The organism is Pseudoalteromonas sp. SG45-2 (genome assembly GCF_014164115.1).
In the GTDB taxonomy this organism is placed as follows: domain Bacteria; phylum Pseudomonadota; class Gammaproteobacteria; order Enterobacterales; family Alteromonadaceae; genus Pseudoalteromonas; species Pseudoalteromonas distincta.
This window is the reverse complement of record NZ_JACJEO010000006.1, coordinates 77,095-100,824: the sequence shown is the minus strand read 5'-3', so window position 1 is coordinate 100,824 and position 23,730 is coordinate 77,095. Positions and strand designations below refer to the sequence as shown.

Below are 23,730 nucleotides of genomic sequence, written 5' to 3'. Positions count from 1 at the left end.
TTATATTTTGCCAAACTCGCCGCTTTGATAATCACGCACTGCTTGCTGTACTTCAGCTTGCGTCGTCATTACAAACGGACCCATATGAGCAATTGGCTGATTAAGTGGATCGCCTGCAAAAACCAAAACGCCAGCGCCGTGCTCAGAGCTAATATTAATATCACTGCCTGGTTCTAAAATAAGTAACTTACCCGCTGGTATTGTTTGATAGTCGCTCATTATTAGTGAGCCGCTATGAATATAAAGCATTACTTTTTGTTGGCTAAGAGGCTCTAAATAAATGCTTTTACCAGCAGGTAATGTAATATCAGCGAGCGCCGCATTAGCAGCTAAACTTTGCAGCTCGCTTGCAAGCGTTTCACTTTCGAACTGCCACGATCCCGCAAGTGCTTTTAACGTCACGCCTTGCGTATTTGTAAAACTAGGAGCTGGGTTTTTAGTCGTATCTTGATAACGTGAATCACGCATTTTTTCTGCGCTTGGCATGTTTATCCAAATTTGAAAGCCATGCAGACCATCTATAGCATCAGCGAGTGGCATTTCACTGTGCATGACGCCGCGCCCTGTGCTCATCCATTGCACATCGCCTGCTTTAATTGCTTCTTTGTTACCCATTTGGTCACGATGCTCAAAGCCACCTTTTAGAATATAAGTAAACGTTTCAATTCCTCGGTGCGGATGCTCTGGAAAGCCTCCCATATAATCTTTTTTGTCGTCTGACTTAAGTTCATCAATCATCAAAAACGGATCTAAATATTTACCATCAAACCCAGGTATACGGCTAATGCTCACGCCATCGCCATCTTGAGTTGCATAAGCTGTAAGTATTTTTGATATTTTCATTTTTTAATTCACTCTAAAGAATAAGTTTATGAGGCTATTAAATCATTCATTAAACAAAACAACTATGTCTTTAAATCGAGCTTAAGGTTCTAAAAAATAGAACGACATTGATTCATTGGTTACATTTTCAACCTTATAATTACTATGGTTATTTGGAGTGAATTTGGATACAATTGTTATTGCAAAATACGAAACTAAGGAATGGTTATTTTTACTTATTCTCTCAAACATCAGCTTTATCGTTTGCTTATATTGCTAAGCATTCCGGGCACAGCTGTAATTATTTTTACCCTGCTGCTTGAACGCCACCACTCTATTGAGCAAAGTGAAAAAAAAGTAGAAAACATTGCTAAGCAATTAATTTTACAGCAAAAGCACTTAGTCGATGATATTGACCGTTTAGCGCGTTATTTGTCTAAAGAGGAAAGTAAGAAAGAAAATCTAGCAACGTCCTGCCCTAATTATTTTAATCAATTTAGAGCTATTTATGCCCATGTTGCCAATATCGGGATTATAGATCCAAATGGCATTGTCATGTGTACAACAAGCGGATTAGCCAAAACAATAAGTATTGCAGATCGTGCGTATTTTCAAAATGCCTTAAAAAGTAACCAATTGTCAGTAGGTTATTTTCAGCACGATAGAAACTTGCAAAAAAACACCCTTAACTTTGCGTTACCTATCATTAATAAAAAAAATGTAATTCAGGGCGTTGTAGTTATCGTTGTTGCGCTTGACTGGTGGAACAATGCTTTTAATAATATTGAACTGCCACCTGGCTCTATTGCTGCAATCGCTGATTCTAATGGAAAAATTTTAGCGCGTTACCCACCAACAACTGCAGCCCTTGGCGATAATATTGCAAAGACTTTATTAGCAACTGATTCTTCGATTGATAATGAGGCATCAACAAAAATAAAATCTATTGAGGGTGAAGATCGAATGCTTCATCACTCTATTATTTATAAAGATCCGAGTAATAACAGCTTAAATATACATATTGCACTTCCTATTACGCATGCTTTAAAGCAAATAAATAATAATTTTTTTATAGCGATTGGTGTATTTATTTTATCACTGCTAGTGCTATGTTTAATTGCACGTAAGCTGCTTAAAACCAGCATTATCGACCCAATTAATAATCTAACAAATGCAACAAACGTGTTGGCTAAGGGCGAAATGCCGTCACAAAAAACACAGCCAAATAATCCAGAGCTAAATACTCTCTATCAGCGCTTTAAATCAATGGCGCAAACTAGGTTAACAGCTGAAGCTAATTTAAAAAACAAGCACGATGAGCTTACCAGCTTGCTTAATACTCTACCCGACAGTTACGTTAGAATTAACATCCATGGCGATATTCTCAACATAACGGGGCAATTTAAGCCTCAAGTAAACACAAACAGCACTGCAGTACCTCATTTGTCATCAATACTTTCTCACAACAATGTGCAGCTTTTGTTATCGCAGTTATCTAAGCTTGATGTTTCGAGTAATTTAGAATTTACACTCGAAAAATCAGATCCTAAACGCAGCTTTGAAGCGCGTATTAGTGCAATGCAAAGTAAAAATGAATACGTTGTTGTGCTAAGAGATATAACACAACGAAAAATAAATGAAGAAGCACTCCACCTTGCCTCGCTAGTGTATAACAACAGTAGTGAAGGCATGGCAATCACCGATCCAGCGGGTATAATATTTGATGTAAACCCTGCGTTTTGCAAAACGACTTTATATAATAAAGAAGAAGTTATTGGGCGATCCTCTTCAATTCTTTCATCAGGAAAACATGATAAGAATTTTTACAATAAAATGTGGTCTGAATTACAGCAAACAGGCCGCTGGCAAGGCGAGGTTATTAACCGTAAAAAGAACGGGCAGCTTTACTCTGAGTGGCTCACAATCGATACGGTTTATGATACAAACAAAGCACCTATTCGTCGAATCGCGATATTCACAGACCTCACTGAGAAAAAACAAGCCGATGAAACAATTTGGCGACAAGCTCACTATGATCACCTAACTGACTTACCAAATCGTTTAGAGTTAAAGGAGCGATTAAATCAACGATTTTCAAACGTTGTTACTCCCGACAATCAATTGGTTGTCATGCTTTTAGATATAGATCACTTTAAAGATATTAATGACACATTAGGCCATCACTATGGTGATAACTTATTAAAACTCGTATCTCAGCGTATAGTCCAGTCGGCAAAAAATGCTGAGTTTGTGGCACGTATTGGTGGTGATGAGTTTGTTATTGTGTTTAATCGTATAAAAAGTACGCGTCATATTAATCAAATTGCCAGTAATATTTTGCTTAGCCTATCGTCGGCTTTGCATCTTGAAAACGAAGAATTATTTATTAGCGCCAGCATGGGCATAGCATGCGCCCCTAATGATGGTGAAAATACTGAACAGCTTTTAAAAGCAGCCGATCAGGCTATGTATAAAGCAAAAAGTAATGGTCGTAACTGTTTTGAATTTTTCTCTGCTGACATGCGCGAATATGCACACGCGCGCATGGTGCTATTAAAAGACTTACGAAGTGCCATTGAACTTGAACAGTTTGAGTTGTTTTATCAGCCCATTGTTGCTTTGAATGATTTACATATTCATAAAGCTGAAGCACTTATTCGTTGGCAACATCCCGAAAAAGGCCTAATTAGCCCTGTCGCATTTATTCCTCTTGCTGAAGAAACTAGGCAAATAAATGCAATTGGCCAATTTGTATTTGCTCAAACCTTGCAAACGCTTAACGATATAAAAACCCTAACCGATGACACTTTTCAAATAAGTGTAAACGTGTCGCCAGTGCAGTTATCCACGCCAGAGAGTGGTATAGATGAATGGTACGATATGCTAAAAGCTGCAAAATTACCTGCATCCTCAATTGTGGCAGAAATAACTGAAGGCCTAATGATTAACCCCGAAGCATTAACGCAACGTCGCTTAAAAGAAATAGTAAAATCAGGTATGCAGCTTGCCCTTGATGATTTTGGTACAGGATATTCGTCACTCGCTTACTTACAAGAAATGGATACCGACTATTTAAAAATAGATAAACGTTTTGTTGATAATATCCAAGTAGGCAGTCAAGAACTTGCACTGTGTGAAGCAATAATTGTTATGGCGCATCAACTGGGCTTAAAAGTAATCGCCGAAGGAATTGAAACTAAATTACAAATGCAGCTATTACTTGAAGCCGGATGTGATTACGGACAAGGTTATTTATTTTCAAGACCTTTAAATAAAAGCAGTTTTATGGCACTTCTAGCTGATAAAAAAGTCGCTTTATTAAAATAAATAAACAAAAAATCACTGTTACGCAATAAATAATGCGTCTGCGCGGTCAAGTTAAGCAATCAGATATAAGTAGTAACAGGATTTAAAAATGGCAAAAGCAACATTAGAGCAATGGCGAATGTTTAAGGCGGTTGTGGATCACGGCGGATTTGCAGGCGCAAGTGCAGCTGTACATAAAAGTCAGTCAACCGTACACCATGCTGTTCAAAAACTTGAAGCCGCCTTGCAAATTAAGTTGCTTGAAGTAAAAGGTCGTAAAGCATTTTTAACCGATAGCGGTAAACTAATTTTACGCAGAGCTGAATTTTTAATTGAAGAAGCAACTAAAATAGAATCGGTAGCAAGTACACTAAGCGAAGGCGTAGAAAGCACGTTAAAAATAGCTGTTGATGAAGTTTTTCCACACACCATTTTATACCAGGCACTTGCTAAAACGAGTGAACTTTACCCGCTTTTAAAGATTGATTTAGTAGAAAGCGTGCTAACCGGTGCAAACGAATTACTACATAACTCAGTGGTTGATTTAGCCATTTCATCAATTCCTATCTATGGAATTAGTTGCAGTACGTTATGCGATATAGAGTTTATAGCCGTTGCGCATAAAGACCATGTATTACAACAACAAACTGAACAACTCAACTTTCGCGATTTAAAGCTACACCGGCAAATAGTAGTTCGCGACTCAGCAACACACACCAGTCACAATGATGGCTGGTTAGGTGCTGATATGCGCTGGACAGTAAGCCATTTACGCAACTCTATTGATATGGTTAGTCAAAATTTGGGTTACGCTTGGCTGCCAAAAACACAAATAGCACATTTAATTGAAGATAAAACGCTCGTCCCACTAAATTTAGACCAAGGTACAACCCGTACCCTTAATTTATATTTAATGTGCAACGACAACGACAGGCTTGGTCCTGCAGCACAAGAGTTTAAAGAGCAGCTTACGGCTCTCACTAACTTAGCTAGCTAATGGCTATTCGTTTTTTACATCGAGGTGATCTGCCACATAGGCGCCTCGCTGCCCACGCTCTTTAGCTGGGCCTATAGTACTGTCTTTACCTGTTTGCTGTTCAGTTGCAGCATTAATAACAGCACCTAATGTGATTATATAAGCGCTGATGTACAACCACATCAACATAATCACTACACCACCTAGTGAACCGTAAGTTTCGTTGTAACTAGAAAAACGCGACACATAAAATGAAAAACCTATAGATGCCAAAATCCAAAGCACAGTAGCAATAGACGAACCCATCGTGATCCAACGCCATTTGGCCGGTTTACGATGTGGGGCATAACGATATAAAAGTACCAATGCAAAATTAAAGGTAAAAGCTAATAATGGCCAAGAGATGAGTTTAATTAATAAATCTATACTTTCTTTGAGCCCCACTAAATTAAGCACAATAGGCAAAATACCAATAATTAATAACGCAAAAATTGCGACAACAATCGCCCCTACCGAAAATAAAAAGCGTACTAATTGAGCTTTAAAAAATGAACGTTTTTCATATTCACGATAACTAATATTACACGCAGTAATAAGTGCTTGGCTGCCCTTAGAACTACTCCAAATAGTAAGTATAAGCGTACCAATTGCACTTAAGCTCAAGCTTGCACTTGATGTTTTTGCAAGGCTAGAAACCTGAGATAAAATTAGTTCACTGGTACTTGGTGGGAGCAAAGTAACTATTTTACTTAAATGATCACTAATATCTGCAGGGGATGAAAAGTACGCATACACAGATACCATCGCCGCAATGGCCGGAAAAATAGCAAGTAACGCATAAAATGCCACACCCGCTGCCACTATAGATAAGTTATCTTCACTCATTTGCTTAAAAATGCGCTTAACAATATCCCACCAACCTATAAAAGGGATATGACTAGGCTGCTCAGCTTGCTGTCCTCGTTTAGCTTCTTTCATTCTAAACCTCAATATTTGTATTACATTACTACAGCAAAATGTTTGCCAAGTTAAATAAAGTATTTGGTACTAAACTTGCTGTTACCTAATATTAACGATTATAAAAACCAAACACGGACGATAAGCCATGCCTAGTAGCCAATCAAACATTATAGCTTTAAACAATACGCCTCACAGCACGCAAAGTTTTCAAGGCAATGTGTTTTCGTGGCAGTTTTTTCATGAACAAGCTGTGCAATTACTTCATGCAACAGCGCAAATATTACCCACACTATTACTCGGTATAATACTTTTAGCATTAAGCTATTTAATTGCAGGGCCACTTTCTCGATTGCTTATAAAGCCTATTGACTACATGACTGACAGTAAACTAGTTCATCTAGTTGTAAGGCGTAGTATAAGCACTTTAATTATTTTATTTGGCGTGTACTTATTCCTGCGTTTAGCAGGGCTTACAGAGTTTGCTGTTGCCATTATGAGTGGCACGGGACTAATAGGACTTATATTAGGTTTTGCCTTTAGAGACATAGCTGAGAACTTTATCGCTAGTTTATTACTGAGCATACAAAGGCCTTTTAAAATCGACGATGTAATTGAAGTAGACAATCGTTTAGGTGTTGTTAAAAAAGTAACCGCAAGAGCAACCACACTTGTTGATTACGATGGCAATCATATTCAAATACCCAATGCGACGGTATATAAAAATACCATTAAAAACCTGACTGCCAATCCAAAAATGCGCGGAAAAGTAGAAATTGGTATTGGCTATGATAACGATATACGCAGCGCACAAACCCTCGCCCTAGATATTGCCAATCAACAAAATGCGGTACTTAGCGATCCACCTGCGCAGGTTTTAATAAAAAACTTAGGTTCATCTACTATTAATTTCGTTTTGTATTTTTGGGTTAATAGCGAGCAGCACAGTCCATTAAAAGTAGCTTCCCAGCTTATGCGCGAATTAGTCAATGAGTTCACAAAACAAAACATCAGCATGCCTGATGATGCACGAGAAAGAATTATACTCACCGACCCTAGTGAAAATGTTTCTAATTTAGAGGAAAAACAACCATCGCAAGTGCAAAGCGAAAAAAGTGAAACAGTTGATCAAACTAAAACACTTGATGATGTGAGCAGTGATACCGACGAAATACGTGAACAAGCAGAGCAATCAAGAGACCCAGAACAAGGTAAAAATATTATTTAATAATGCTGAAGTTGTATATATTAGTATTTAGCTCAATATTAATACTCTCGACCCAATAAGCAAAATAAGCAAAATAAGCAAAATAAGTAATCAACGCTAATATATATTAACGCTGGTTAGGAAGTATCTTATGAAAAGGCAAAAGGCTTTATAGGATATTAATCGACTTTTGCCCTTTGTTTGCGGAGTTTTTCAAGTTAGTTGTCACATCAAATAAAATTTTATGCCGCCCGCATTGCTTCTTTTTTCTCTGGATTTAAATTTACTTCATTGGTCAGATGCCCACAGCTAGTCTGGTCTAGTTACTACTACAATCCACCAACACCGCCTTGTATCGACCTCTAAACAGTTCACCATCTGTATTATGTGTTCTATTAGAATATTGCGTATAGAGACCATTAATATGTTTCATGGCTCTGCCCATGTTTGCATCAGGGATTTTTATTAGTAGGTGGTAATGATCGGTCATTAAATAATACGAATGCACTTCAATATTAAAACGAAAACTGGCTTCCTCAATGCAGTATAAAAAATGCTTAGAATCGTCATCACTCAAAAAGGTGTTTTCACGCCCTCTTCCGCGATTCATCACATGATAAAACACATTTTCATACTCTATTCGTAGTGGTCTAGCCATAATAATAAACTCAATGAGCAATAAACTATAAATCTAGATCATTGATGTATGAAGGTAAGATTTGACCCTGCCGAATCGCTAAAAAGCAGTTAACACCCTCCTACCTTTATATTAATGACCTTAGCTCAAAGTCATTTTCTTCGCGCCCAGCTTCATCTTTCGCTTTATCTATACATCTTAAGTTTTAACTATTGTATTTTATATAAGCTTGTTTATCATATGAGATCTATTTACAAAGGCATGTGAATATTAAAGTTTGCAAGGGAATCATGTAGCCTCCCCACAAAAAATTCACAGCCTATTTTTAAGGCTTCTTGTTTATGTCATTTTTAACAACACTTAAAAAGTTTGGTAATCATATTGGTGCTTACAAAGTGCACTTGTGCCCTGAGGTAAAAGGCCAAGCTAGTGAAAAAGGCAAACCTTTATCGAATGTAAAAATAGAGAGAGTATTGAATTTTTCTGATGGTAAAAGTGTTGAAGATTTCACTTACACGGATAATAATGGGGGCTTCTCATTACCTGAAATTAATATCCGTTCTAATCAACCAGCAGTCCCACTTGCTGAGATTTTCACTTCTCAAGCTATTTATCTATCCTACAATAATGAAGAATATTGCCTTTGGGGTTCTAGATTATCAGGCGTTAAATATCGAGAGGAATATGCAAGAAAGTTAAGGCAATTAATAGCCGACATCTCTAATGGAAAGGTTCTTTTTAAATTTCAGAATAAGAAAACTGAAGGCTATAAATTTGAGGCTTTAAGTATTTGTCGTTGGTCTGATGATTTTGAAGTAGTGGAACAAAATGCTTATTTTGACCTTTCAGAAATTGAAACGGATAATAATTAATAAATCAAAAACTAAATTATAAGGAAATATTAATGAATGTTTTAAGCCCTGCAATAGCTGCTAATTTTGCAGCTATCTCATACGAAAGCCTTGACAAAAGAGGCTTGAGAGCTAATCCATATTTTGAAAGAATTAGCTCTTTATTTTCATTCGAATCAGAATCTATAAAAGGTGTAAGTGGTTCTATTCTCGAACGAGTTTTTAACCACTCGACCAATTTTGGCTGCATTGCAAAGGGTAAGAAAGGAGCATATGAAGATGATTATGTTTTAGCTTTACGAGGCACGGCTAAAGTTCGTGATGTTGTCACTGATTTACATTGTGGTTTAAGTACTTGTAGTAATAATCAACCTGTACATGCAGGCTTTAACCATACATTTAACTCTTTCAAAAATCAGTTAGAACTATACTTTAAAAAAAGCACTAAGAAAAAGTTAAACATTCATGTTGTAGGTCATAGTTTAGGTGGGGCTTTAGCAAACTTAGCTGCTAACTGGCTAAAGCAACGTTTCGGTGCCAATGTAAAATTATATACTTTTGGTGCGCCGCGCGTTGGTTATAATAGCTTTGCTGTAAAAACAGAGTCCGCAACAGATAACAACATCTATCGTTGCGTACATGCCGCAGATCCAGTTCCTTTAGTGCCTGTGTGGCCATTTATGCATACTGAACAAGAATATATTTTACACGGTGCTGCCACTATTACTCCAAAAGCACATAGTATGACTAATGAGACGCCAGGATATTTACATACAGCAAGCAACTTCAAAAGTTACTCTGCTATCAACAAAGGAATGGAAAAACGAATTCAAGAAGAGGTAAGGCTTGATTATGATAGACGGCTAGAATGTAGCCGCACGTCTAAATGGGCTAGGAAAATTGGTGCAGCTTTAATAACTCATTTACGTGATACTGGTAAGCTATATGCGATACAAAATCATTTATCGAACGCTCTCACAGTGTACGATCAGATAGCTAAAGCATTAGCTGATAGCATTGACTTCTCTAAAAACTGTACCAAAGATATAAAAGGGATTTTAGGGCACATACTAACATTTTGTGGCTATCCATTTAAGGTAATTTCTTTTACTTACGCTTCGATTAGACATATTTTACAATTAATGCTTAAAAATATTTTCGCACTTGCGGGTGAAGCGATAGCATTAGCAAAACCTTCCTAAAATGAAATTATACAAAAAAACCGCCAAATGGCGGTTTTTTATTAACAAGTAAAGCTGTTAGTGTTATGTGAAATTTAACAAAAGCCAATGTGCAAAAGCCAACGGGGCCAAATCTTGACTTCATACATCATAATTTCTCACTGCCCGGTTATCACTCTTTGTTGAAATTCTAACGAGTACTGCAAACAGATAGCCAAAAACTAATTACTTGCCTTAATTTACAAGCACAAAAAAGCCCGCAGCGTTAACTGCGGGCTTTTTTATTGAATGAGTGAGTCAGCCGGTAAGCCGGGTTTTGTCCTTTCCGAAGAAAGTGATAATCATTCGTCTAGGCCATAAATCGCTCTATGGCTCAAGCAACCTACCCGGTTCTCACGTGGGCCACGCGTTCATTATTTAAAATGATAGAACCCTATTTGGTCTTGCTCCGAGTGGAGTTTACCTTGCAACCGACTATTACTAGCGGCCCGGTGCGCTCTTACCGCACCCTTTCACCCTTACCAATCGAGATTGGCGGTCTCCTCTCTGCTGCACTTGTCGTGGGCTCACGCCCCCCAGCCGTTAGCTGGCACTCTGCCCTATGGAGCCCGGACTTTCCTCCCCCTGATCATTTTCGTCACAGGCAGCGATCATCTTGGCTGACTCGGCGCGCAGTATACATGAGGCTAATACCAAGCGCAGTAAAATTTACTCTTTTTCTTCAATAATTGTTTTGTATAAAGCGTTTTTCTTCATTCCAAAGTATTCAGCAACAACGCCACAGGCTTTTTTCATTGGCATTTCACTCTCAAGCAGTGCCAGCATTTTGCGCGCTTCTGGTGGAACATCGTCTACTAGTTTTGGTTTGCCCGGCAACATTAATACAATTTCGCCGCGTTGCTTAGTGGGATCATCTGTTAAAAACTGTTTAAGCTCACTTACACTACCATTAAAAAATGTTTCAAAGGTTTTGGTTAGCTCTTTAGCAAACACAACTTGCTGCTCATCACCAAGAGCTAGTGCTAAATCATCAAGGCTTGCCATAATACGGTGCGTACTTTCGTACATTATGCTGGTAATACCTGAGTTAACAGCTTCGGTAAAAAAGTCTTGGCGAGCTTTGCTTTTAGCTGGCGTAAAACCAATAAACTGAAAACGATCGGTTGGTAAGCCTGAACAACATACGGCTGTAATTGCAGCACATGCACCTGGAACAGGTGTAACATGAGCGCCTTGTTCACGACATAGATTTACAACCGCGTAGCCTGGATCACTAATTAGTGGCGTACCAGCGTCAGATACTAAAGCAATATTTAAACCTTGATTAAGTTGATCAATAATTTGTTGTGCTTTTTGCTTTTCGTTGTGGTCGTGTAATGCAAACGTTTTTGCCTTAATTCCAAAGTGGCTAAGTAGCTTGCCGGTATGGCGAGTGTCTTCAGCAGCTATTAAGTCAACTTGCGATAATGTCGCAATGGCACGGTGACTTAAGTCGTCATAATTGCCAATTGGGGTGGCAACAATGTAAAGAGTGCCAATTTTCTGTGAATTCTCCTCATTTAACATTGAGGTCTCCTGCGTCAGTCAGTAATATAAGCAAATCGCGTTAACGTATTGGGAAATCATTGTGCGACTTAAACTAGTTAGTCTATTAATTATATTGTCAGGGTTATCGGCGTGTAGCACAACCGAAAAACCAACTAAAAACAGCGATAACGTAAGTAACCGCACTAATGCACTGCAAAATCAGGCAAACAGTGCGCAATCTATCTATCAATTGGCGCAAAACCGCCAAGGTGCCGATAAAATACAGTTATTGTATAGCGCCCGTGATGCTGCAATTAGTGAGCAAAATTGGCCTTTGTTAGAGAAAATTGGTAATGAGCTTGAATTAACCGCAAGTGTTGATCAAATCCAAAACCGTCTTTATATTGCATTTGCACAAAAACAACAGAATAAGAATGATCAAGCTTTGGTGATTTTGCAATCGCTAGACGGACAACTGACTCAACCTGAGCATTTTGCATGGCATCAGTTTTTAACAGCCAGTATTTATGCATCGCAAAACTTTCCTAAAAAAGCTGCCCCCTATTTCTTTAGAGCTTCTGAAACAGCCACAAAAAACAATATAGAAATCCCTCAGCTCAATCAAAATTTGTGGGATAACTTAAAACAGCTCTCTTCATATGCGCTTGAACGTTTTAACCGTGGTTCGGTTATCCAGCAAGGCTGGGTAAACCTTGGTCTATACTATCAAGTATATGCAAGTAGCGGCGTGGAGCTAGACCAAGCAATTAATAATTGGCGCAGGCGCTATATTGGGCATCCGGCTTTTTCTGTATTACCTGAACAAGACGAAATGCTTACTGAGCTCGCCCCTATTAATATAGAGCGTTTAGTTGTGTTGTTTCCACAATCAGGCCCTAACGAACGCTTAGGTGATGCGCTTAAAGCCGGTGTGTTAGCTGCACTTGATACGCAAACTATCAACGACACTATTTTTATTGATGAAAACTTAAGTACAGAAGAAATTGCAGCGCAACTTGAAGAAATAAAGCCTGATTTTGTAATTGGTCCTCTACTTAAAGCAAATATTGATAAACTAGCCAATGCACAAACTCTTATTGATACTCCGGTACTGCATTTAAACACCTTTGATGGTGAGCGAATTTCGCTTCAGCATTATTACTTTGCATTGAACCCTGAGCACGAAGTACAACAAGCTCTGGAACACTTTTTAACTAAGGGCTATCAAAAGCCTATGCTGCTTGCGCCAAATAATGCAAATGGCCAACGTTTAGTTGATTATTTTAACCTACAGTGGCAACGCTACAGCGAAACCAAGCCACAAATCGGTTTTTATAACGATAAAAAAGATATGCCGAACACAATTACCAGCTTATTAGAAGTTGATAAGTCAAAAGATCGCATACAAACAGTTAAAGCATTATTTAAGCAAGAAGTAGAAAACGAAACGCGTTCACGCAGTGATATAGACGTTATTTATATTTTGGGTGATGCAATAGAAACTCGCTTAATTAAACCTTACCTTGATGTAAACGTCAGTACATTTGCTGATCGCATTCCACTTTATGCAAGCTCTAAAAGTCATAGTAAACAAATTGACAGTACAGACAAAGGCGACTTAGACGGCCTATACTTCACTGAATTACCGTGGATGCTTGATTCACAAATTAAACAACATAATTTACGCCAACAGTACAACTCTCTATGGCCAGAGCAAATTGATATTAGCCAACGCTTATTTGCAATGGCATACGATGCAGTATCAATATTACATGACATTAGACAGTTAAGCGTAATGCCAGGCAATCAATATAGTGGCTTAAGCGGTAAGTTATCTGTTAATACCAGCGGCCATATAGAACGTATGCTCGACTGGGCTCAATATACAAACCGTCGCATTAAGCCTGTGCAATTAGAAACACAACGCCCGGTACCATTGTTTATGCAATCAGCGGGTGATATACAAACTATAAATTAAACTTTATTAAGTTAAGGGGGCGGCATGTCGTGGTTTAAAGAGCTGTGGCACAATAGTCGCGAAAAAGGCCTGTATTATGAGCTTGAAGCGCAAAAATACTTAGTTACTCAGGGCTTAACACCCATTGAACGTAATTATTACTGCCCCTTTGGCGAGCTTGATGTCATTATGAAAGAAGGCGACACCCTTGTATTCATTGAGGTCAAGTTTCGCAAAAATAATGCCCGTGGCGGTGCCAACTATGCACTTAGCCCACAAAAACAAGCTCGATTAAAACGTAGTATTTATCATTACTTAGCAGCTAAAAATTTAACTAACCAAGCACTAAGAATTGATTATGTAGCCATTACAGGAGAAGCATCTCCTAATATTAATTGGCTTAAAAATGTATTTTAAACGCAAATACAAAGATAAATTATTGGTAGGCTATGCAAGACACAATTAAAGAAATTTTTACAGAAAGCATTCAAGTTCAAATCGCTGCTGGTGAAGTGCTACCTAGTGCGCTTGAGTCAGCTGCATTTACTATTGCACAAAGTCTGATCAACGGAAATAAACTCATTTGCTGCGGTACTGCAAATTGCCACATGCTCGCCCAGCACATGGCGGGAGTATTGGTTAATCACTATGAAACCGAGCGTCCTTGTTTACCCGCAATTGCTCTATCGCAAGAAAACGTTAACCTTGGACAAAGTACTCAGGTAGACGATCACGATACATTTGCTCGCCAAGTCCGCGCTTTTGCTCAGCAAGGTGATTTATTGCTTGTACTGGCTATTAACGGTAACGAAAAACATGTTATTTCTGCCGTTGAAGCTGCACTAACTAAAGATATGAAGGTCATAGTTATGGTTGGTGATGATGGTGGCGAGTTGGTTGGCCTACTTGGCCCTAACGATGTTGAAATTAGATCCCCATCTAAACGCCCTAGCCGCATTATCGAATCCCATTTAGTTAACTTACATTGTTTAAGCGAACTTGTTGATTTAACGCTTTTCCCTCAGGATGAAAATTATGTTTAAACGCTCTCTTATTGTTTTAGGTACTGTTGTATTACTACAAGGCTGCGCAGCTGCTGTTGTTGCAGGTACAGCCAGTGCAGTAACTGCAGCGAACGATCGCCGTACCATTGGCTCTCAAATTGACGATAACAATATTGAAATAAAAGCCAGTATTGCACTTAGCGAAGTAGAACGCCTTGAAAAGTTTGCCAATATAAGCGCTGTAAGCGTTAACGGTATTGTTTTACTTGTAGGCCAAGTATCTAATGAAGAAATGAGAAACGAAGCACAGCGTACCATTGAGGGCGTTTCAGGTATTCGTAAGATACATAACCAAATTCGTATTGGCTCAAATATTGGCATTACTACACAAACGCATGACTCTTGGTTAACTTCTAAAGTAAAAGCTCAGCTACTAACAGCAAAAGACATTAGCAGTAATAACATTAAAGTAGTTACTGAAAACGCTGAAGTATTTTTAATGGGTTTAGTATCTGACTCTGAGTCTACTCAAGCTGTAAACATTGCCCGAAATGTATCTGGCGTAGAGCGTGTAATTAAAGTATTCGAATATATGTAAAGTAAAATACAGACATAAAAAAACCGCTTATTAAGCGGTTTTTTTTGCATTTACTTATTATTTAATAACGCGTAAATGAGAGCCTTTTTTCTTCTGTGGCTTTTCTGGTGGTGTTTCATCAATAAATTCAGCTGATGAATCAACACTTTCAAGCTCAGGCACAAAATCGTCTTCGTCCTCTAAAAACTCATCTGCAGTAAAGACTGTTCCTTCGCCATTTTCACGCGCGTATATTGCAAGCACAGCACCTAGAGGCACATACACTTGCATTGGCTGACCACCAAAGCGCGCATTGAAGCTAAGTTGGGTTAAGTCTAACGAAAACTGTGTGACCGCTGATGGACTTATGTTTAAAACAATTTGTCCGTCTTGAACAAACTGTGTTGGCACTTGTACATTTGCAAACCCAGCGTCTACCACTAAATGCGGTGTACACTCGTTATCGACTATCCAATCAAAAAAAGCACGTAATAAATAAGGACGATTAGGCGTCATTATAAACGGATCTCACGCTCAGCTTCAGTTAAAGAGGCTTGGAATGACTCACGTTCAAATAAACGGATCATGTACTCTTTAAGCTCTTTAGAACCTGCACCATTAAGCTCAATACCAAACTCTGGTAAACGCCATAATAGTGGAGCTAAATAACAATCTACTAAGCTAAACTCTTCACTCATAAAGTAAGGTGCTTCGCTAAAAATAGGTGCTACAGCAAGTAATGCTTCTGTTAGCTCTTTACGAGCTTGAGCAGCATCTGACGTGTTGTTACTGATTTTGTCAGCTAGGCTGTACCAGTCAGTATCAATACGATGCATCATTAAGCGGCTACGACCACGCATTACCGGGTAAACAGGCATTAGTGGAGGATGAGGAAAACGCTCATCAAGGTATTCCATGATGATGTTTGCCTGGTATAAACCAAGCTCACGGTCAATCAGTGTTGGCACTGTGCCGTAAGGGTTAATTTCGTGAAGTGCTTCTGGCAAGTTATCTTTTTCAGCCAAATGAATATCTACACTTACACCTTTTTCCGCAAGTACAATACGTACTTGGTGGCTATACATACAGTTAGCACCAGAAAAAAGGGTCATTACAGGGCGCTTATTGGCAGCTACGGCCATGCCTATACCTCCATTAAATAACTAAAACAGCAAAAGGGGCTTAAGCCCCTATTGCAAAATTACCTTTAAAAATGTTCAACTTAATGAACATCTCTCCAGTATTCTTTCTTAAGCATAAATGCCAAGATAAATAGAATTATTAAGAATCCTATTACCTTAATACCTAGCGCTTCCGATTCAAGACGTGAAGGTTCACCCACGTACTCAAGGAAGTTTGTTAAATCACGAGCCGCTTGGTCGTATTCATCTACGCTTAATTCACCCGTACCATCAGTTTCAGTAGCAATAACTTTGGTCACAGTGTGGCCATGTTCTTCTACTTCTTTAGTGATAGGCGTTGGTAAACCTTGTAGTTCTTGAAGAACATGAGGCATACCTACCGATGGAAAAACAATATTGTTAACTCCAAACGGGCGAGATTCATCTTTATAAAACGATTTTAGGTACGTGTAAATATAATCTGGTGATTTTACACGTGCAATAAGAGTTAAATCCGGCGGAGCCGCACCAAACCATTTTGCTGCATCGTCTTTTGTAATTGCGTTTGTGATATGGCTACCGACTTTAGAGCCGTCAAAAATTAACTGCTCTAAACCAACTTCTGTTGGGATACCGATATCACGAAAAGTACGCTCATAACGTTGATACTGCATTTGGTGACAACCAAGACAGTAGTTCATGAACAACTTTGCACCGCGTTGTAAAGATGGTTGATCAGTAAGGTCGTTATTCGCTTCCATTAAAGGAACCGACGGACCTGCTGCCATAACCATGTTAGGCAACAAGTTTACTGATAAAGCAAATAAACCAATAATAAGCTTCTTCATCATTTCGTTAACCTCTCTGGCAATGGCTTAGTTTTTTCGTTCTTACTGTATACAAACAACAGTACGAAGAACATAAAGTAAGTCACAGTACAGATTTGAGAAATAATCGTTTTCATATCAGTTTGTGGAGTTGCACCCACCCAACCAAGAAGAACGAAAGTTACAACAAAGCCTGCAATGTTCCATTTATGGAAACCACAACGGTAACGAACCGATTTAACTCTACCACGGTCTATCCAAGGTAGTAATGCAAGTACTACAATCGATGCACCCATCGCCGCAACACCGATTAACTTATCAGGGATTGCACGTAAGATTGCATAGAATGGCGTAAAGTACCAAACCGGGAAAATATGCTCAGGTGTTTTAAGTGGGTTAGCTGCCTCGAAGTTTGGACCTTCTAAAAAGAAGCCATTCATCGCCGGCATAAAGAACACAACCCAACAAAACAGTATTAAGAAACCAACCACACCCACAATATCTTTAACTGTGTAGTAAGGGTGGAACGGTATCGCATCAACAATGTCTTTTTTGTTAGTGTAATACTCGTGGAATTTAAATTTAGGCTTATCTTCTTCAGCTACTGAGCCTTTCTTACGTTTAATCTCAATACCTTCAGGGTTATTTGAACCCACTTCGTGTAGAGCAACAATGTGTAAGAAAACTAAGATTACAATAACCAGTGGTAGTGCAATTACATGTAATGCAAAGAAGCGATTAAGTGTTGCACCTGATATTACGTAGTCACCACGGATCCAAAGTGTTAAGTCATCACCAATAACCGGAATAGCACCGAATAATGAAATGATTACTTGTGCGCCCCAGAACGACATTTGGCCCCATGGTAATAAATATCCCATGAATGCTTCAGCCATTAGCGCTAAGAAAATGAACATACCAAATAACCACAGTAATTCACGCGGTTTTTGGTAAGAACCGTAGATCATGCCACGGAACATATGCATATATACAACGATGAAAAACGCTGATGCACCTGTTGAGTGCAAGTAACGTAGTAACCAGCCATATTCTACATCACGCATGATGTACTCTACCGAAGCAAAAGCACCTTCAGCAGACGGAACAAAGTTCATCGTTAACCAAATACCTGTTAGGATTTGGTTTACTAGTACTAACATGGCTAGTGAGCCAAAAAAGTACCAGAAGTTAAAGTTTTTAGGTGCTGGATACTGTGCAATGTGCATGTTCCAAACACGTGTCATTGGGATTCGGTCGTCTATCCAACCAATAATCTTACCAAACATTAGGCTACCCCTCTTTCTTCGCCCACTAAAATAGTGGTGTCATCTAGAAAAGTATAAGGTGGTATTTCTAAGTTTAATGGTGCAGGTACCGATTGAAATACTCGACCAGCCATATCAAATTTAGAACCGTGGCACGGGCAGTAGAAACCGTCATCAGTCCCTTCTACTTTCTCACCAAAATTACCTTGTAAAAAGCCTGGTGAACATCCTAAATGCGTACAAATACCTACAGCCAAAAATATTTCTGGACGTAATGAACGGTAATCATTTGTTGATGATTCTAATTGTTGTGGCTCTTGCGATTGCGGATCACGAAGTTGACCTTCATGTTCTTTCATCTGCTCAAGCATTTTTGGGGTACGTGATACAACCCATACAGGTTTACCACGCCACTCGACACGTATTAATTGTCCAGGCTCAAGTTTGCTGATATCTACTTCTACAGGCGCACCCGCAGATTTAGCTCGCTCACTTGGATTCCAAGACGCAATAAAAGGAACAGCAGCCCCAGCCGCACCAACACCACCTACAACAGAGGTAGCTATGGTTAAAAAGCGACGTCGGCCATTGTCTACAGGCGCATTGCTCATCCACTTATCTCCACTATGATTCTCAACACTTGCTATATTGAGAACATCAGTTACAGCAGGTTAATTATTCGAAATTTTTAAAATAGAAGCGATCATAATTAAAACCCTTGATTAAAACAAGGTTATTCAAAGCCCCATGCTCGAATAAACCTGACTTGATCAAAAATTTGATTAAGCTAGCTCGAGAATAAAGCCGAACGACTATAATAACGCTTCTGTAAAAACAATATACTGACCGAGATCAACACCACTAAGAGGAAACAGTAAAAACTGTACATAGTGTCGTTAAACTCACTCATTTTACTTCCACGCCAATTGTAGCAAAAAATTCCACCAATTAACTGATGGATTTAAACTAATTACGATAATTATTTAACTTTTTTGCAGCTATCTGAGTGTTTTTTAACTTTCGTTCGATTAATACGCAGTTATTAATAAATTTGATCATCATTAATTACAGCAATACCAAGTATGGCGACCGCTATAAACAAATTTAAATTAAGTAGCAAATGTAAACTTTTTGATTTGAAAACAAAAAACCCAGCATAAGCTGGGTTTTTGAATTCTTGATAACGTATAGATTAACGTTTTGAGAACTGTGGACGCTTACGCGCTTTCTTAAGACCCACTTTCTTACGTTCAACTTTACGTGCATCACGTGTAACAAAACCTGCTTTACGAAGTTGTGGACGTAGTGACTCGTCAAACTCCATAAGTGCACGAGTGATACCGTGACGGATAGCACCAGCTTGACCAGTTGTACCACCACCAGAAACGGTGATGTAAAGGTCAAATTTTTCAGTCATATCAACTAGCTCAAGAGCTTGATGAACAACCATGCGTGCTGTTTCGCGACCAAAATACTCTTCTAGAGAGCGTTTGTTGATTACGATGTTACCAGTGCCTGGGCGTAAGAATACGCGAGCACTTGAACTTTTACGACGACCTGTACCGTAGTATTGATTTGCCATGATGGTGCTCCTTAAATGTCTAGAACCTGAGGCTGTTGTGCAGCATGGTTATGCTCAGTACCTGCGTAAACTTTAAGTTTACGGTACATAGCGCGGCCTAAAGGACCACGTGGCAACATGCCTTTTACAGCTTTCTCGATGATCATTTCAGGCTTTGCAGCTTGAAGTTTATCAAAAGTAGTAGACTTAAGGCCACCTGGAAAACCAGAGTGAGCGTAGTACACTTTATCTTTGAATTTGTTACCAGTTACAGTAACTTTTTCAGCGTTGATAACGATGATGTAATCACCAGTATCTACGTGAGGAGTGTATTCAGCTTTATGCTTACCGCGTAGGCGGTGAGCGATTTCAGTAGCGATGCGACCTAAAGTTTTACCTTCAGCGTCAACTACGTACCAGTCACGTTTTACTGTTTCTGGTTTAGCAACAAACGTTTTCATTTATAAAAATCCAATGTTTTTCAATTAAAACCACAAGTAGTTAATATTAACTACTGCTCTAAGTTTGCTATAACCCCTTCGAGTTTTAGACTTTTGCGCCGCTCACAAGTGGCTAGACTATATGAGGACATAGAACGCAACGTGGCAGACGCGGGAGTATACCAGCACTTAAAACACATTGCTACTCGCCGGTTGTTTTTTCCACAAGAAATTTCAGAAATAAGAAGTACTATATATGTACCTCTTTTTTTATAGTTGCCCTATTACACATTTACTTACTTATTTAAACTAAATGCTCTCTAGCTAAATATTCTAAGGATTGCATTTCTTGTAAACGACTAATACAACGCTTAAATTCAAAATTTAAATTACCTTGGGTATAAAGTTCGGTAATAGGTTTTTCAGCCGATATAATTAAAGTTACATGGCGCTCGTAAAATTCATCCACTAAAGCAATAAAACGTCTAGCAGCATCATCATTAGTTTGACCTAGCTGTTTTACGTTAGAAATAATCACCGTATTGTATAAGCGGCTAATCTCCATGTAATCGACCTGGCTACGTGCTGTTTCGCACAATTCACTAAACTCAAACATCACAACGCATTTAGCTACTTTACGCGTTTTGATTTTTCGCCCTTCTATCTCTATCGGCTCATCTAATTGCCCTGGCTCTGGCGATAACTTATCGAAGTACTCAAATAGGTTTTTATCCGCATCTTCATCTAACGGACTATGAAAAATTTCAGCTTGCTCTAAAGTACGTAAGCGATAATCGATACCTGAATCTACATTAACTATCTCGGTATTTTTTTTAACAAGCTCAATAGCTGGCATAAAACGAGCTCGCTGTAAGCCATTTCTGTAAAGTTCATCTGGCACTATATTAGAGGTTGCTACAAGTACTATGCCCCGTGCAAATAGCGCTTCCATTAAGCCACCTAATAGCATGGCATCAGTAATGTCTTGTACAAAAAACTCATCAAAGCAAATAATGTCTGTTTCTGCTTTAAAAGTGTCAGCAATTTTTTCTAATGGATTAGCCGTATTATTTAGCTTTTTAAGCTCGTTATGCACTCGGTGCATAAATCGATGAAAGTGCACACGCATTTTACGTGTGCCCGGTAATGATTCGTAAAAAGTGTCAACTAAATAAGTTTTACCACGCCCTACTCCCCCCCAAAAGTACAAACCTTTTACAGGCGCAGGTTCTTCTTTACTAAATAGCTTAGCAAAAAAGCCTTTTTGTTTTGGCTTTGTCTGAGTTAGGTCATCGTATAGACGTTGTAAATGGCGCACAGCATTTTCTTGTGCTGCGTCGTGTACAAAGTCATCTCGCTTCAAGTCTTGTTGGTATGTTTGCCAAGGAGTCATATCTATTTACAGTTAAAACACAGTTTAATTTGCAAAGTATATTAACACGCATCATAACTCGGGGTATATTACACTTAGTATGATTTATAATTGAATCAAGCATTCGTTAGTTATTTTCCCAAAGGGGTAGTTTTTATGGGCACAGTTATGTGGGTAGGTTTGGTTGTTATTGTTGCTGTAGTAGCATTTTTTATTGGTGCATTTGTTACTAAAAAACAGTTCAAACAAGATGAATTAAAAGAACAGGCTGAGCAAGCTGAAAACGCATTAGAGCAGTATCGCCAAGATGTCGCTGATCATTTAGCAAATACGGGTAAGCTCGTAAATAAAATGAAAGAAAACTATGATCAACTGCTTAGTCACGTTGAAGAAACAAACCAGCTTCTTCTAGAAGATAGAAATAAAGTACCAGCGGAACCATTCTTTTCTAAAGAAACCACAGAGCAATTGCAGGCGTCTTTGAAAGAACGTAGTTCAGATCGCTCATCTGCTGCAGCGCAACCCGCTGATTATGTATCAGGTGAATCTGGTTTATTTGCTGGTCAAAATAAAGTTTCAGAACATTCTAAAGCATCTTGATGAACTTTTTTTAGACCCCATAGTCTTTAGATATAACAGCTTTGTTGTTTTATCTTAATAAACCGAAAAGGGCTGCTGTAAAGTAGCCCTTTTTGTTTTGCTTTATCTTAAGTGGAGTTACCCCTGACTATGAAAATGAAATTATCACTTATCAGCGCAGCTATTTTATCTACAAGCTTGTTAATGAGCCCAGTAGCGTCTTATGCAAAAATGCCAATTGCAGTAAATGGTCAACAACTACCAACTCTTGCCCCCATGCTAGAGAAAATATCTCCAGGTGTTGTAAGTATCCAAGTTTCAGGCTCAAAAGAAGTACGCCGCCGTGCAGATCCGCTTGAATACTTTTTTGGACAGCAACAGCCTCGCAGTCAAAAGCGTCAATTTAGTGGATTAGGCTCTGGGGTGATTATTGATGCTGATGAGGGTTATGTAGTCACTAATAATCACGTAATCCAAGATGCCGAAAAAATGGTAGTAACCCTCGAAGATGGCCGTGAATTTGAAGCAACTAAAATTGGTACTGATACAGAATCAGACATCGCTCTTTTACAAATAGACGCTGATGACTTAACTGAAATAAAACTCGCAAATTCAGACAGTTTACGAGTGGGCGACTTTGCTGTTGCTATTGGTAACCCATTTGGACTTAGCCACACAGTTACATCTGGTATTGTTAGTGCTCTTGGTCGTAGTGGTTTAAATATTGAGGGCTACGAAGATTTCATTCAAACCGATGCTGCTATTAACCAAGGCAACTCTGGTGGTGCATTAGTTAACTTAAACGGTGAATTGATTGGTATTAACACTGCGATTTTAGGTGCTTCTGGCGGTAACGTGGGTATTGGTTTTGCCATTCCATCAAACATGATGAAAAACTTAGTTGATCAAATTGTTGAACACGGTGAAGTACGCCGAGGTTCGCTGGGTATTTCTGGCCGCCCACTTGATGCAGGCCTTGCTAAAGCGCAGCAACTTGACGTTAAACAAGGTGCTTATGTAATGCAAGTAATGGACGACACTGCTGCAAGTAAAGCAGGTATAAAAGCAGGTGACGTAATTGTTAGCATTAATGGCGGTGATATTAGTGGTTTCCATGAACTACGCAGCAAAATTGCTACGCTAGGTGAAGGCCGCGAAATAAAACTTGGTATTTACCGCGATGGTAAAATTAAAACGGTAAAAGTAACTCTTGATGGTGCATCAGGTGTTACAGCGACTGGCGAAGAGCTGCATCCTGCGTTCCAAGGCGCGACACTTGAAAACGTGCAAAAAAATAGTAATAAAGGTGTTGAGGTTACGTCTGTAGACCCTCGCTCACCTTCTGCCCGTGTTGGCCTTGAAGAAGGTGATATTATTATGCAAGTGAATCGCCAAAGAGTAGAGACTATCCGTGATATGAATAAGATTATCGAAAACACTAAAGGTAATATCGTACTTGGCGTGCAACGTGGTCGTGAGTCTATATTTATTTTAATTCAGTAATAAATAGCACTATTAATGTAATAAAAATAACAGTGGCACTTGCCGCTGTTATTTTTTTTA

General features: G+C 38.8%; 23 protein-coding genes and 1 other RNA gene. 11 read left to right on the top strand and 13 right to left on the bottom strand.

Annotation, left to right across the window (positions count from 1 at the left end; genetic code table 11):
- Nucleotides 1-843 (bottom strand): pirin family protein, encoded by an 843-nt coding sequence (locus H5116_RS05825; protein WP_154903858.1) that lies wholly within the window; start codon nucleotides 841-843, stop codon nucleotides 1-3.
- A 201-nt stretch (nucleotides 844-1,044) separates the two neighbouring features.
- Between H5116_RS05825 and H5116_RS05820 the strand changes: the two genes are divergently transcribed.
- Nucleotides 1,045-4,149 (top strand): EAL domain-containing protein, encoded by a 3,105-nt coding sequence (locus H5116_RS05820; RefSeq protein WP_182715716.1) that lies wholly within the window; start codon nucleotides 1,045-1,047, stop codon nucleotides 4,147-4,149.
- 88 nt (nucleotides 4,150-4,237) lie between these two features.
- A complete protein-coding gene (locus H5116_RS05815; protein ID WP_154903856.1) occupies nucleotides 4,238-5,125 on the top strand; it encodes a LysR family transcriptional regulator in 888 nt (295 codons plus the stop codon).
- Nucleotides 5,126-5,128: 3 nt separating this feature from the next.
- On the opposite strand, the gene H5116_RS05810 is transcribed toward H5116_RS05815, so the two are convergent.
- Nucleotides 5,129-6,082, bottom strand: a complete 954-nt coding sequence (locus tag H5116_RS05810) for a YihY/virulence factor BrkB family protein (protein WP_154903855.1) — start codon at nucleotides 6,080-6,082, stop codon at nucleotides 5,129-5,131.
- Nucleotides 6,083-6,209: 127 nt separating this feature from the next.
- Here H5116_RS05810 and H5116_RS05805 point away from each other — a divergent pair, with 127 nt between their 5' ends.
- Nucleotides 6,210-7,289: a mechanosensitive ion channel family protein gene (locus H5116_RS05805; protein WP_154903854.1), complete on the top strand. Its 1,080-nt coding sequence runs from the start codon at nucleotides 6,210-6,212 to the stop codon at nucleotides 7,287-7,289.
- Nucleotides 7,290-7,587: 298 nt separating this feature from the next.
- Here H5116_RS05805 and H5116_RS05800 read toward each other — a convergent pair whose 3' ends face one another.
- Nucleotides 7,588-7,926: a transposase gene (locus H5116_RS05800; RefSeq protein ID WP_259395014.1), complete on the bottom strand. Its 339-nt coding sequence runs from the start codon at nucleotides 7,924-7,926 to the stop codon at nucleotides 7,588-7,590.
- Nucleotides 7,927-8,246: 320 nt separating this feature from the next.
- Between H5116_RS05800 and H5116_RS05795 the strand changes: the two genes are divergently transcribed.
- Together H5116_RS05795 and H5116_RS05790 are read left to right on the top strand one after the other, a co-directional pair.
- Nucleotides 8,247-8,777: a DUF6795 domain-containing protein gene (locus H5116_RS05795; RefSeq protein WP_154903853.1), complete on the top strand. Its 531-nt coding sequence runs from the start codon at nucleotides 8,247-8,249 to the stop codon at nucleotides 8,775-8,777.
- A 32-nt stretch (nucleotides 8,778-8,809) separates the two neighbouring features.
- Nucleotides 8,810-9,958 carry a lipase family protein gene (locus tag H5116_RS05790; protein ID WP_154903852.1) on the top strand — a complete coding sequence of 383 codons (1,149 nt, stop codon included), beginning with the start codon at nucleotides 8,810-8,812 and terminating at the stop codon, nucleotides 9,956-9,958.
- 268 nt (nucleotides 9,959-10,226) lie between these two features.
- On the opposite strand, the gene rnpB is transcribed toward H5116_RS05790, so the two are convergent.
- Nucleotides 10,227-10,604, bottom strand: an RNA gene (gene rnpB / locus H5116_RS05785) — RNase P RNA component class A.
- A gap of 41 nt (nucleotides 10,605-10,645) precedes the next feature.
- Nucleotides 10,646-11,503, bottom strand: coding sequence for a 16S rRNA (cytidine(1402)-2'-O)-methyltransferase (gene rsmI / locus H5116_RS05780; protein ID WP_154903851.1), 858 nt, complete (start codon nucleotides 11,501-11,503; stop codon nucleotides 10,646-10,648).
- A gap of 61 nt (nucleotides 11,504-11,564) precedes the next feature.
- Between rsmI and H5116_RS05775 the strand changes: the two genes are divergently transcribed.
- Genes H5116_RS05775 through dolP form a run of 4 tightly spaced genes read left to right on the top strand, consistent with a single transcriptional unit; the run spans nucleotide 11,565 to nucleotide 15,023 of the window.
- Nucleotides 11,565-13,442 carry a penicillin-binding protein activator gene (locus H5116_RS05775; RefSeq protein WP_182715715.1) on the top strand — a complete coding sequence of 626 codons (1,878 nt, stop codon included), beginning with the start codon at nucleotides 11,565-11,567 and terminating at the stop codon, nucleotides 13,440-13,442.
- Nucleotides 13,443-13,466: 24 nt separating this feature from the next.
- Nucleotides 13,467-13,838, top strand: coding sequence for a YraN family protein (locus H5116_RS05770; RefSeq protein WP_149602130.1), 372 nt, complete (start codon nucleotides 13,467-13,469; stop codon nucleotides 13,836-13,838).
- A gap of 32 nt (nucleotides 13,839-13,870) precedes the next feature.
- The gene (locus tag H5116_RS05765; RefSeq protein WP_002957968.1) at nucleotides 13,871-14,464 is read left to right on the top strand and encodes an SIS domain-containing protein; all 594 of its coding nucleotides are present in this window, start codon (nucleotides 13,871-13,873) and stop codon (nucleotides 14,462-14,464) included.
- On the top strand, nucleotides 14,457-15,023 hold the full coding sequence (dolP, locus tag H5116_RS05760; protein ID WP_039485369.1) for a division/outer membrane stress-associated lipid-binding lipoprotein: 567 nt from the start codon (nucleotides 14,457-14,459) through the stop codon (nucleotides 15,021-15,023). Before H5116_RS05765 ends, dolP begins: the two co-directional genes overlap by 8 nt.
- Before the next feature lie 57 nt (nucleotides 15,024-15,080).
- On the opposite strand, the gene H5116_RS05755 is transcribed toward dolP, so the two are convergent.
- From H5116_RS05755 to zapE, 8 genes are all read right to left on the bottom strand, one after another.
- Entirely contained in the window at nucleotides 15,081-15,518 is a 438-nt protein-coding gene (locus H5116_RS05755) for a ClpXP protease specificity-enhancing factor (protein WP_002957966.1), read from the bottom strand.
- On the bottom strand, nucleotides 15,518-16,144 hold the full coding sequence (gene sspA / locus H5116_RS05750) for a stringent starvation protein SspA (protein WP_002957965.1): 627 nt from the start codon (nucleotides 16,142-16,144) through the stop codon (nucleotides 15,518-15,520). Before sspA ends, H5116_RS05755 begins: the two co-directional genes overlap by 1 nt.
- Before the next feature lie 80 nt (nucleotides 16,145-16,224).
- The gene (locus tag H5116_RS05745) at nucleotides 16,225-16,974 is read right to left on the bottom strand and encodes a cytochrome c1 (RefSeq protein WP_002957964.1); all 750 of its coding nucleotides are present in this window, start codon (nucleotides 16,972-16,974) and stop codon (nucleotides 16,225-16,227) included.
- Nucleotides 16,971-18,236 carry a cytochrome b N-terminal domain-containing protein gene (locus H5116_RS05740; RefSeq protein ID WP_002957963.1) on the bottom strand — a complete coding sequence of 422 codons (1,266 nt, stop codon included), beginning with the start codon at nucleotides 18,234-18,236 and terminating at the stop codon, nucleotides 16,971-16,973. Before H5116_RS05740 ends, H5116_RS05745 begins: the two co-directional genes overlap by 4 nt.
- Nucleotides 18,236-18,826, bottom strand: coding sequence for a ubiquinol-cytochrome c reductase iron-sulfur subunit (petA, locus tag H5116_RS05735; RefSeq protein WP_002957962.1), 591 nt, complete (start codon nucleotides 18,824-18,826; stop codon nucleotides 18,236-18,238). Before petA ends, H5116_RS05740 begins: the two co-directional genes overlap by 1 nt.
- Nucleotides 18,827-19,407: 581 nt before the next feature.
- Entirely contained in the window at nucleotides 19,408-19,800 is a 393-nt protein-coding gene (rpsI, locus tag H5116_RS05730) for a 30S ribosomal protein S9 (RefSeq protein WP_024595789.1), read from the bottom strand.
- A gap of 8 nt (nucleotides 19,801-19,808) precedes the next feature.
- Nucleotides 19,809-20,237: a 50S ribosomal protein L13 gene (gene rplM, locus H5116_RS05725; RefSeq protein ID WP_002957960.1), complete on the bottom strand. Its 429-nt coding sequence runs from the start codon at nucleotides 20,235-20,237 to the stop codon at nucleotides 19,809-19,811.
- 283 nt (nucleotides 20,238-20,520) lie between these two features.
- Nucleotides 20,521-21,609, bottom strand: a complete 1,089-nt coding sequence (zapE, locus tag H5116_RS05720) for a cell division protein ZapE (protein ID WP_002957958.1) — start codon at nucleotides 21,607-21,609, stop codon at nucleotides 20,521-20,523.
- Between the two features lie 135 nt (nucleotides 21,610-21,744).
- On the opposite strand from zapE, the gene H5116_RS05715 reads away from it, so the two are divergent.
- Together H5116_RS05715 and H5116_RS05710 are read left to right on the top strand one after the other, a co-directional pair.
- Nucleotides 21,745-22,188, top strand: a complete 444-nt coding sequence (locus H5116_RS05715) for a YhcB family protein (RefSeq protein ID WP_076923715.1) — start codon at nucleotides 21,745-21,747, stop codon at nucleotides 22,186-22,188.
- Nucleotides 22,189-22,317: 129 nt separating this feature from the next.
- Nucleotides 22,318-23,670 (top strand): Do family serine endopeptidase, encoded by a 1,353-nt coding sequence (locus H5116_RS05710; protein WP_024606350.1) that lies wholly within the window; start codon nucleotides 22,318-22,320, stop codon nucleotides 23,668-23,670.
- Nucleotides 23,671-23,730: the final 60 nt, after the last annotated feature.

Bases quoted from the DNA above. Each gene is read 5' to 3' on its own strand.
- H5116_RS05755 (WP_002957966.1), bottom strand. From the start codon at position 15,518: ATGACGCCTAATCGTCCTTATTTATTACGTGCTTTTTTTGATTGGATA.
- H5116_RS05810 (WP_154903855.1), bottom strand. From the start codon at position 6,082: ATGAAAGAAGCTAAACGAGGACAGCAAGCTGAGCAGCCTAGTCATATC.
- H5116_RS05815 (WP_154903856.1), top strand. From the start codon at position 4,238: ATGGCAAAAGCAACATTAGAGCAATGGCGAATGTTTAAGGCGGTTGTG.
- rsmI (WP_154903851.1), bottom strand. From the start codon at position 11,503: ATGTTAAATGAGGAGAATTCACAGAAAATTGGCACTCTTTACATTGTT.
- zapE (WP_002957958.1), bottom strand. From the start codon at position 21,609: ATGACTCCTTGGCAAACATACCAACAAGACTTGAAGCGAGATGACTTT.
- rplM (WP_002957960.1), bottom strand. From the start codon at position 20,237: ATGAAAACGTTTGTTGCTAAACCAGAAACAGTAAAACGTGACTGGTAC.
- H5116_RS05800 (WP_259395014.1), bottom strand. From the start codon at position 7,926: ATGGCTAGACCACTACGAATAGAGTATGAAAATGTGTTTTATCATGTG.
- H5116_RS05805 (WP_154903854.1), top strand. From the start codon at position 6,210: ATGCCTAGTAGCCAATCAAACATTATAGCTTTAAACAATACGCCTCAC.
- petA (WP_002957962.1), bottom strand. From the start codon at position 18,826: ATGAGCAATGCGCCTGTAGACAATGGCCGACGTCGCTTTTTAACCATA.
- H5116_RS05790 (WP_154903852.1), top strand. From the start codon at position 8,810: ATGAATGTTTTAAGCCCTGCAATAGCTGCTAATTTTGCAGCTATCTCA.
- H5116_RS05770 (WP_149602130.1), top strand. From the start codon at position 13,467: ATGTCGTGGTTTAAAGAGCTGTGGCACAATAGTCGCGAAAAAGGCCTG.
- H5116_RS05825 (WP_154903858.1), bottom strand. From the start codon at position 843: ATGAAAATATCAAAAATACTTACAGCTTATGCAACTCAAGATGGCGAT.
- H5116_RS05820 (WP_182715716.1), top strand. From the start codon at position 1,045: ATGGTTATTTTTACTTATTCTCTCAAACATCAGCTTTATCGTTTGCTT.
- H5116_RS05740 (WP_002957963.1), bottom strand. From the start codon at position 18,236: ATGTTTGGTAAGATTATTGGTTGGATAGACGACCGAATCCCAATGACA.
- sspA (WP_002957965.1), bottom strand. From the start codon at position 16,144: ATGGCCGTAGCTGCCAATAAGCGCCCTGTAATGACCCTTTTTTCTGGT.
- H5116_RS05715 (WP_076923715.1), top strand. From the start codon at position 21,745: ATGGGCACAGTTATGTGGGTAGGTTTGGTTGTTATTGTTGCTGTAGTA.
- H5116_RS05710 (WP_024606350.1), top strand. From the start codon at position 22,318: ATGAAAATGAAATTATCACTTATCAGCGCAGCTATTTTATCTACAAGC.
- H5116_RS05745 (WP_002957964.1), bottom strand. From the start codon at position 16,974: ATGATGAAGAAGCTTATTATTGGTTTATTTGCTTTATCAGTAAACTTG.
- H5116_RS05765 (WP_002957968.1), top strand. From the start codon at position 13,871: ATGCAAGACACAATTAAAGAAATTTTTACAGAAAGCATTCAAGTTCAA.
- H5116_RS05795 (WP_154903853.1), top strand. From the start codon at position 8,247: ATGTCATTTTTAACAACACTTAAAAAGTTTGGTAATCATATTGGTGCT.
- dolP (WP_039485369.1), top strand. From the start codon at position 14,457: ATGTTTAAACGCTCTCTTATTGTTTTAGGTACTGTTGTATTACTACAA.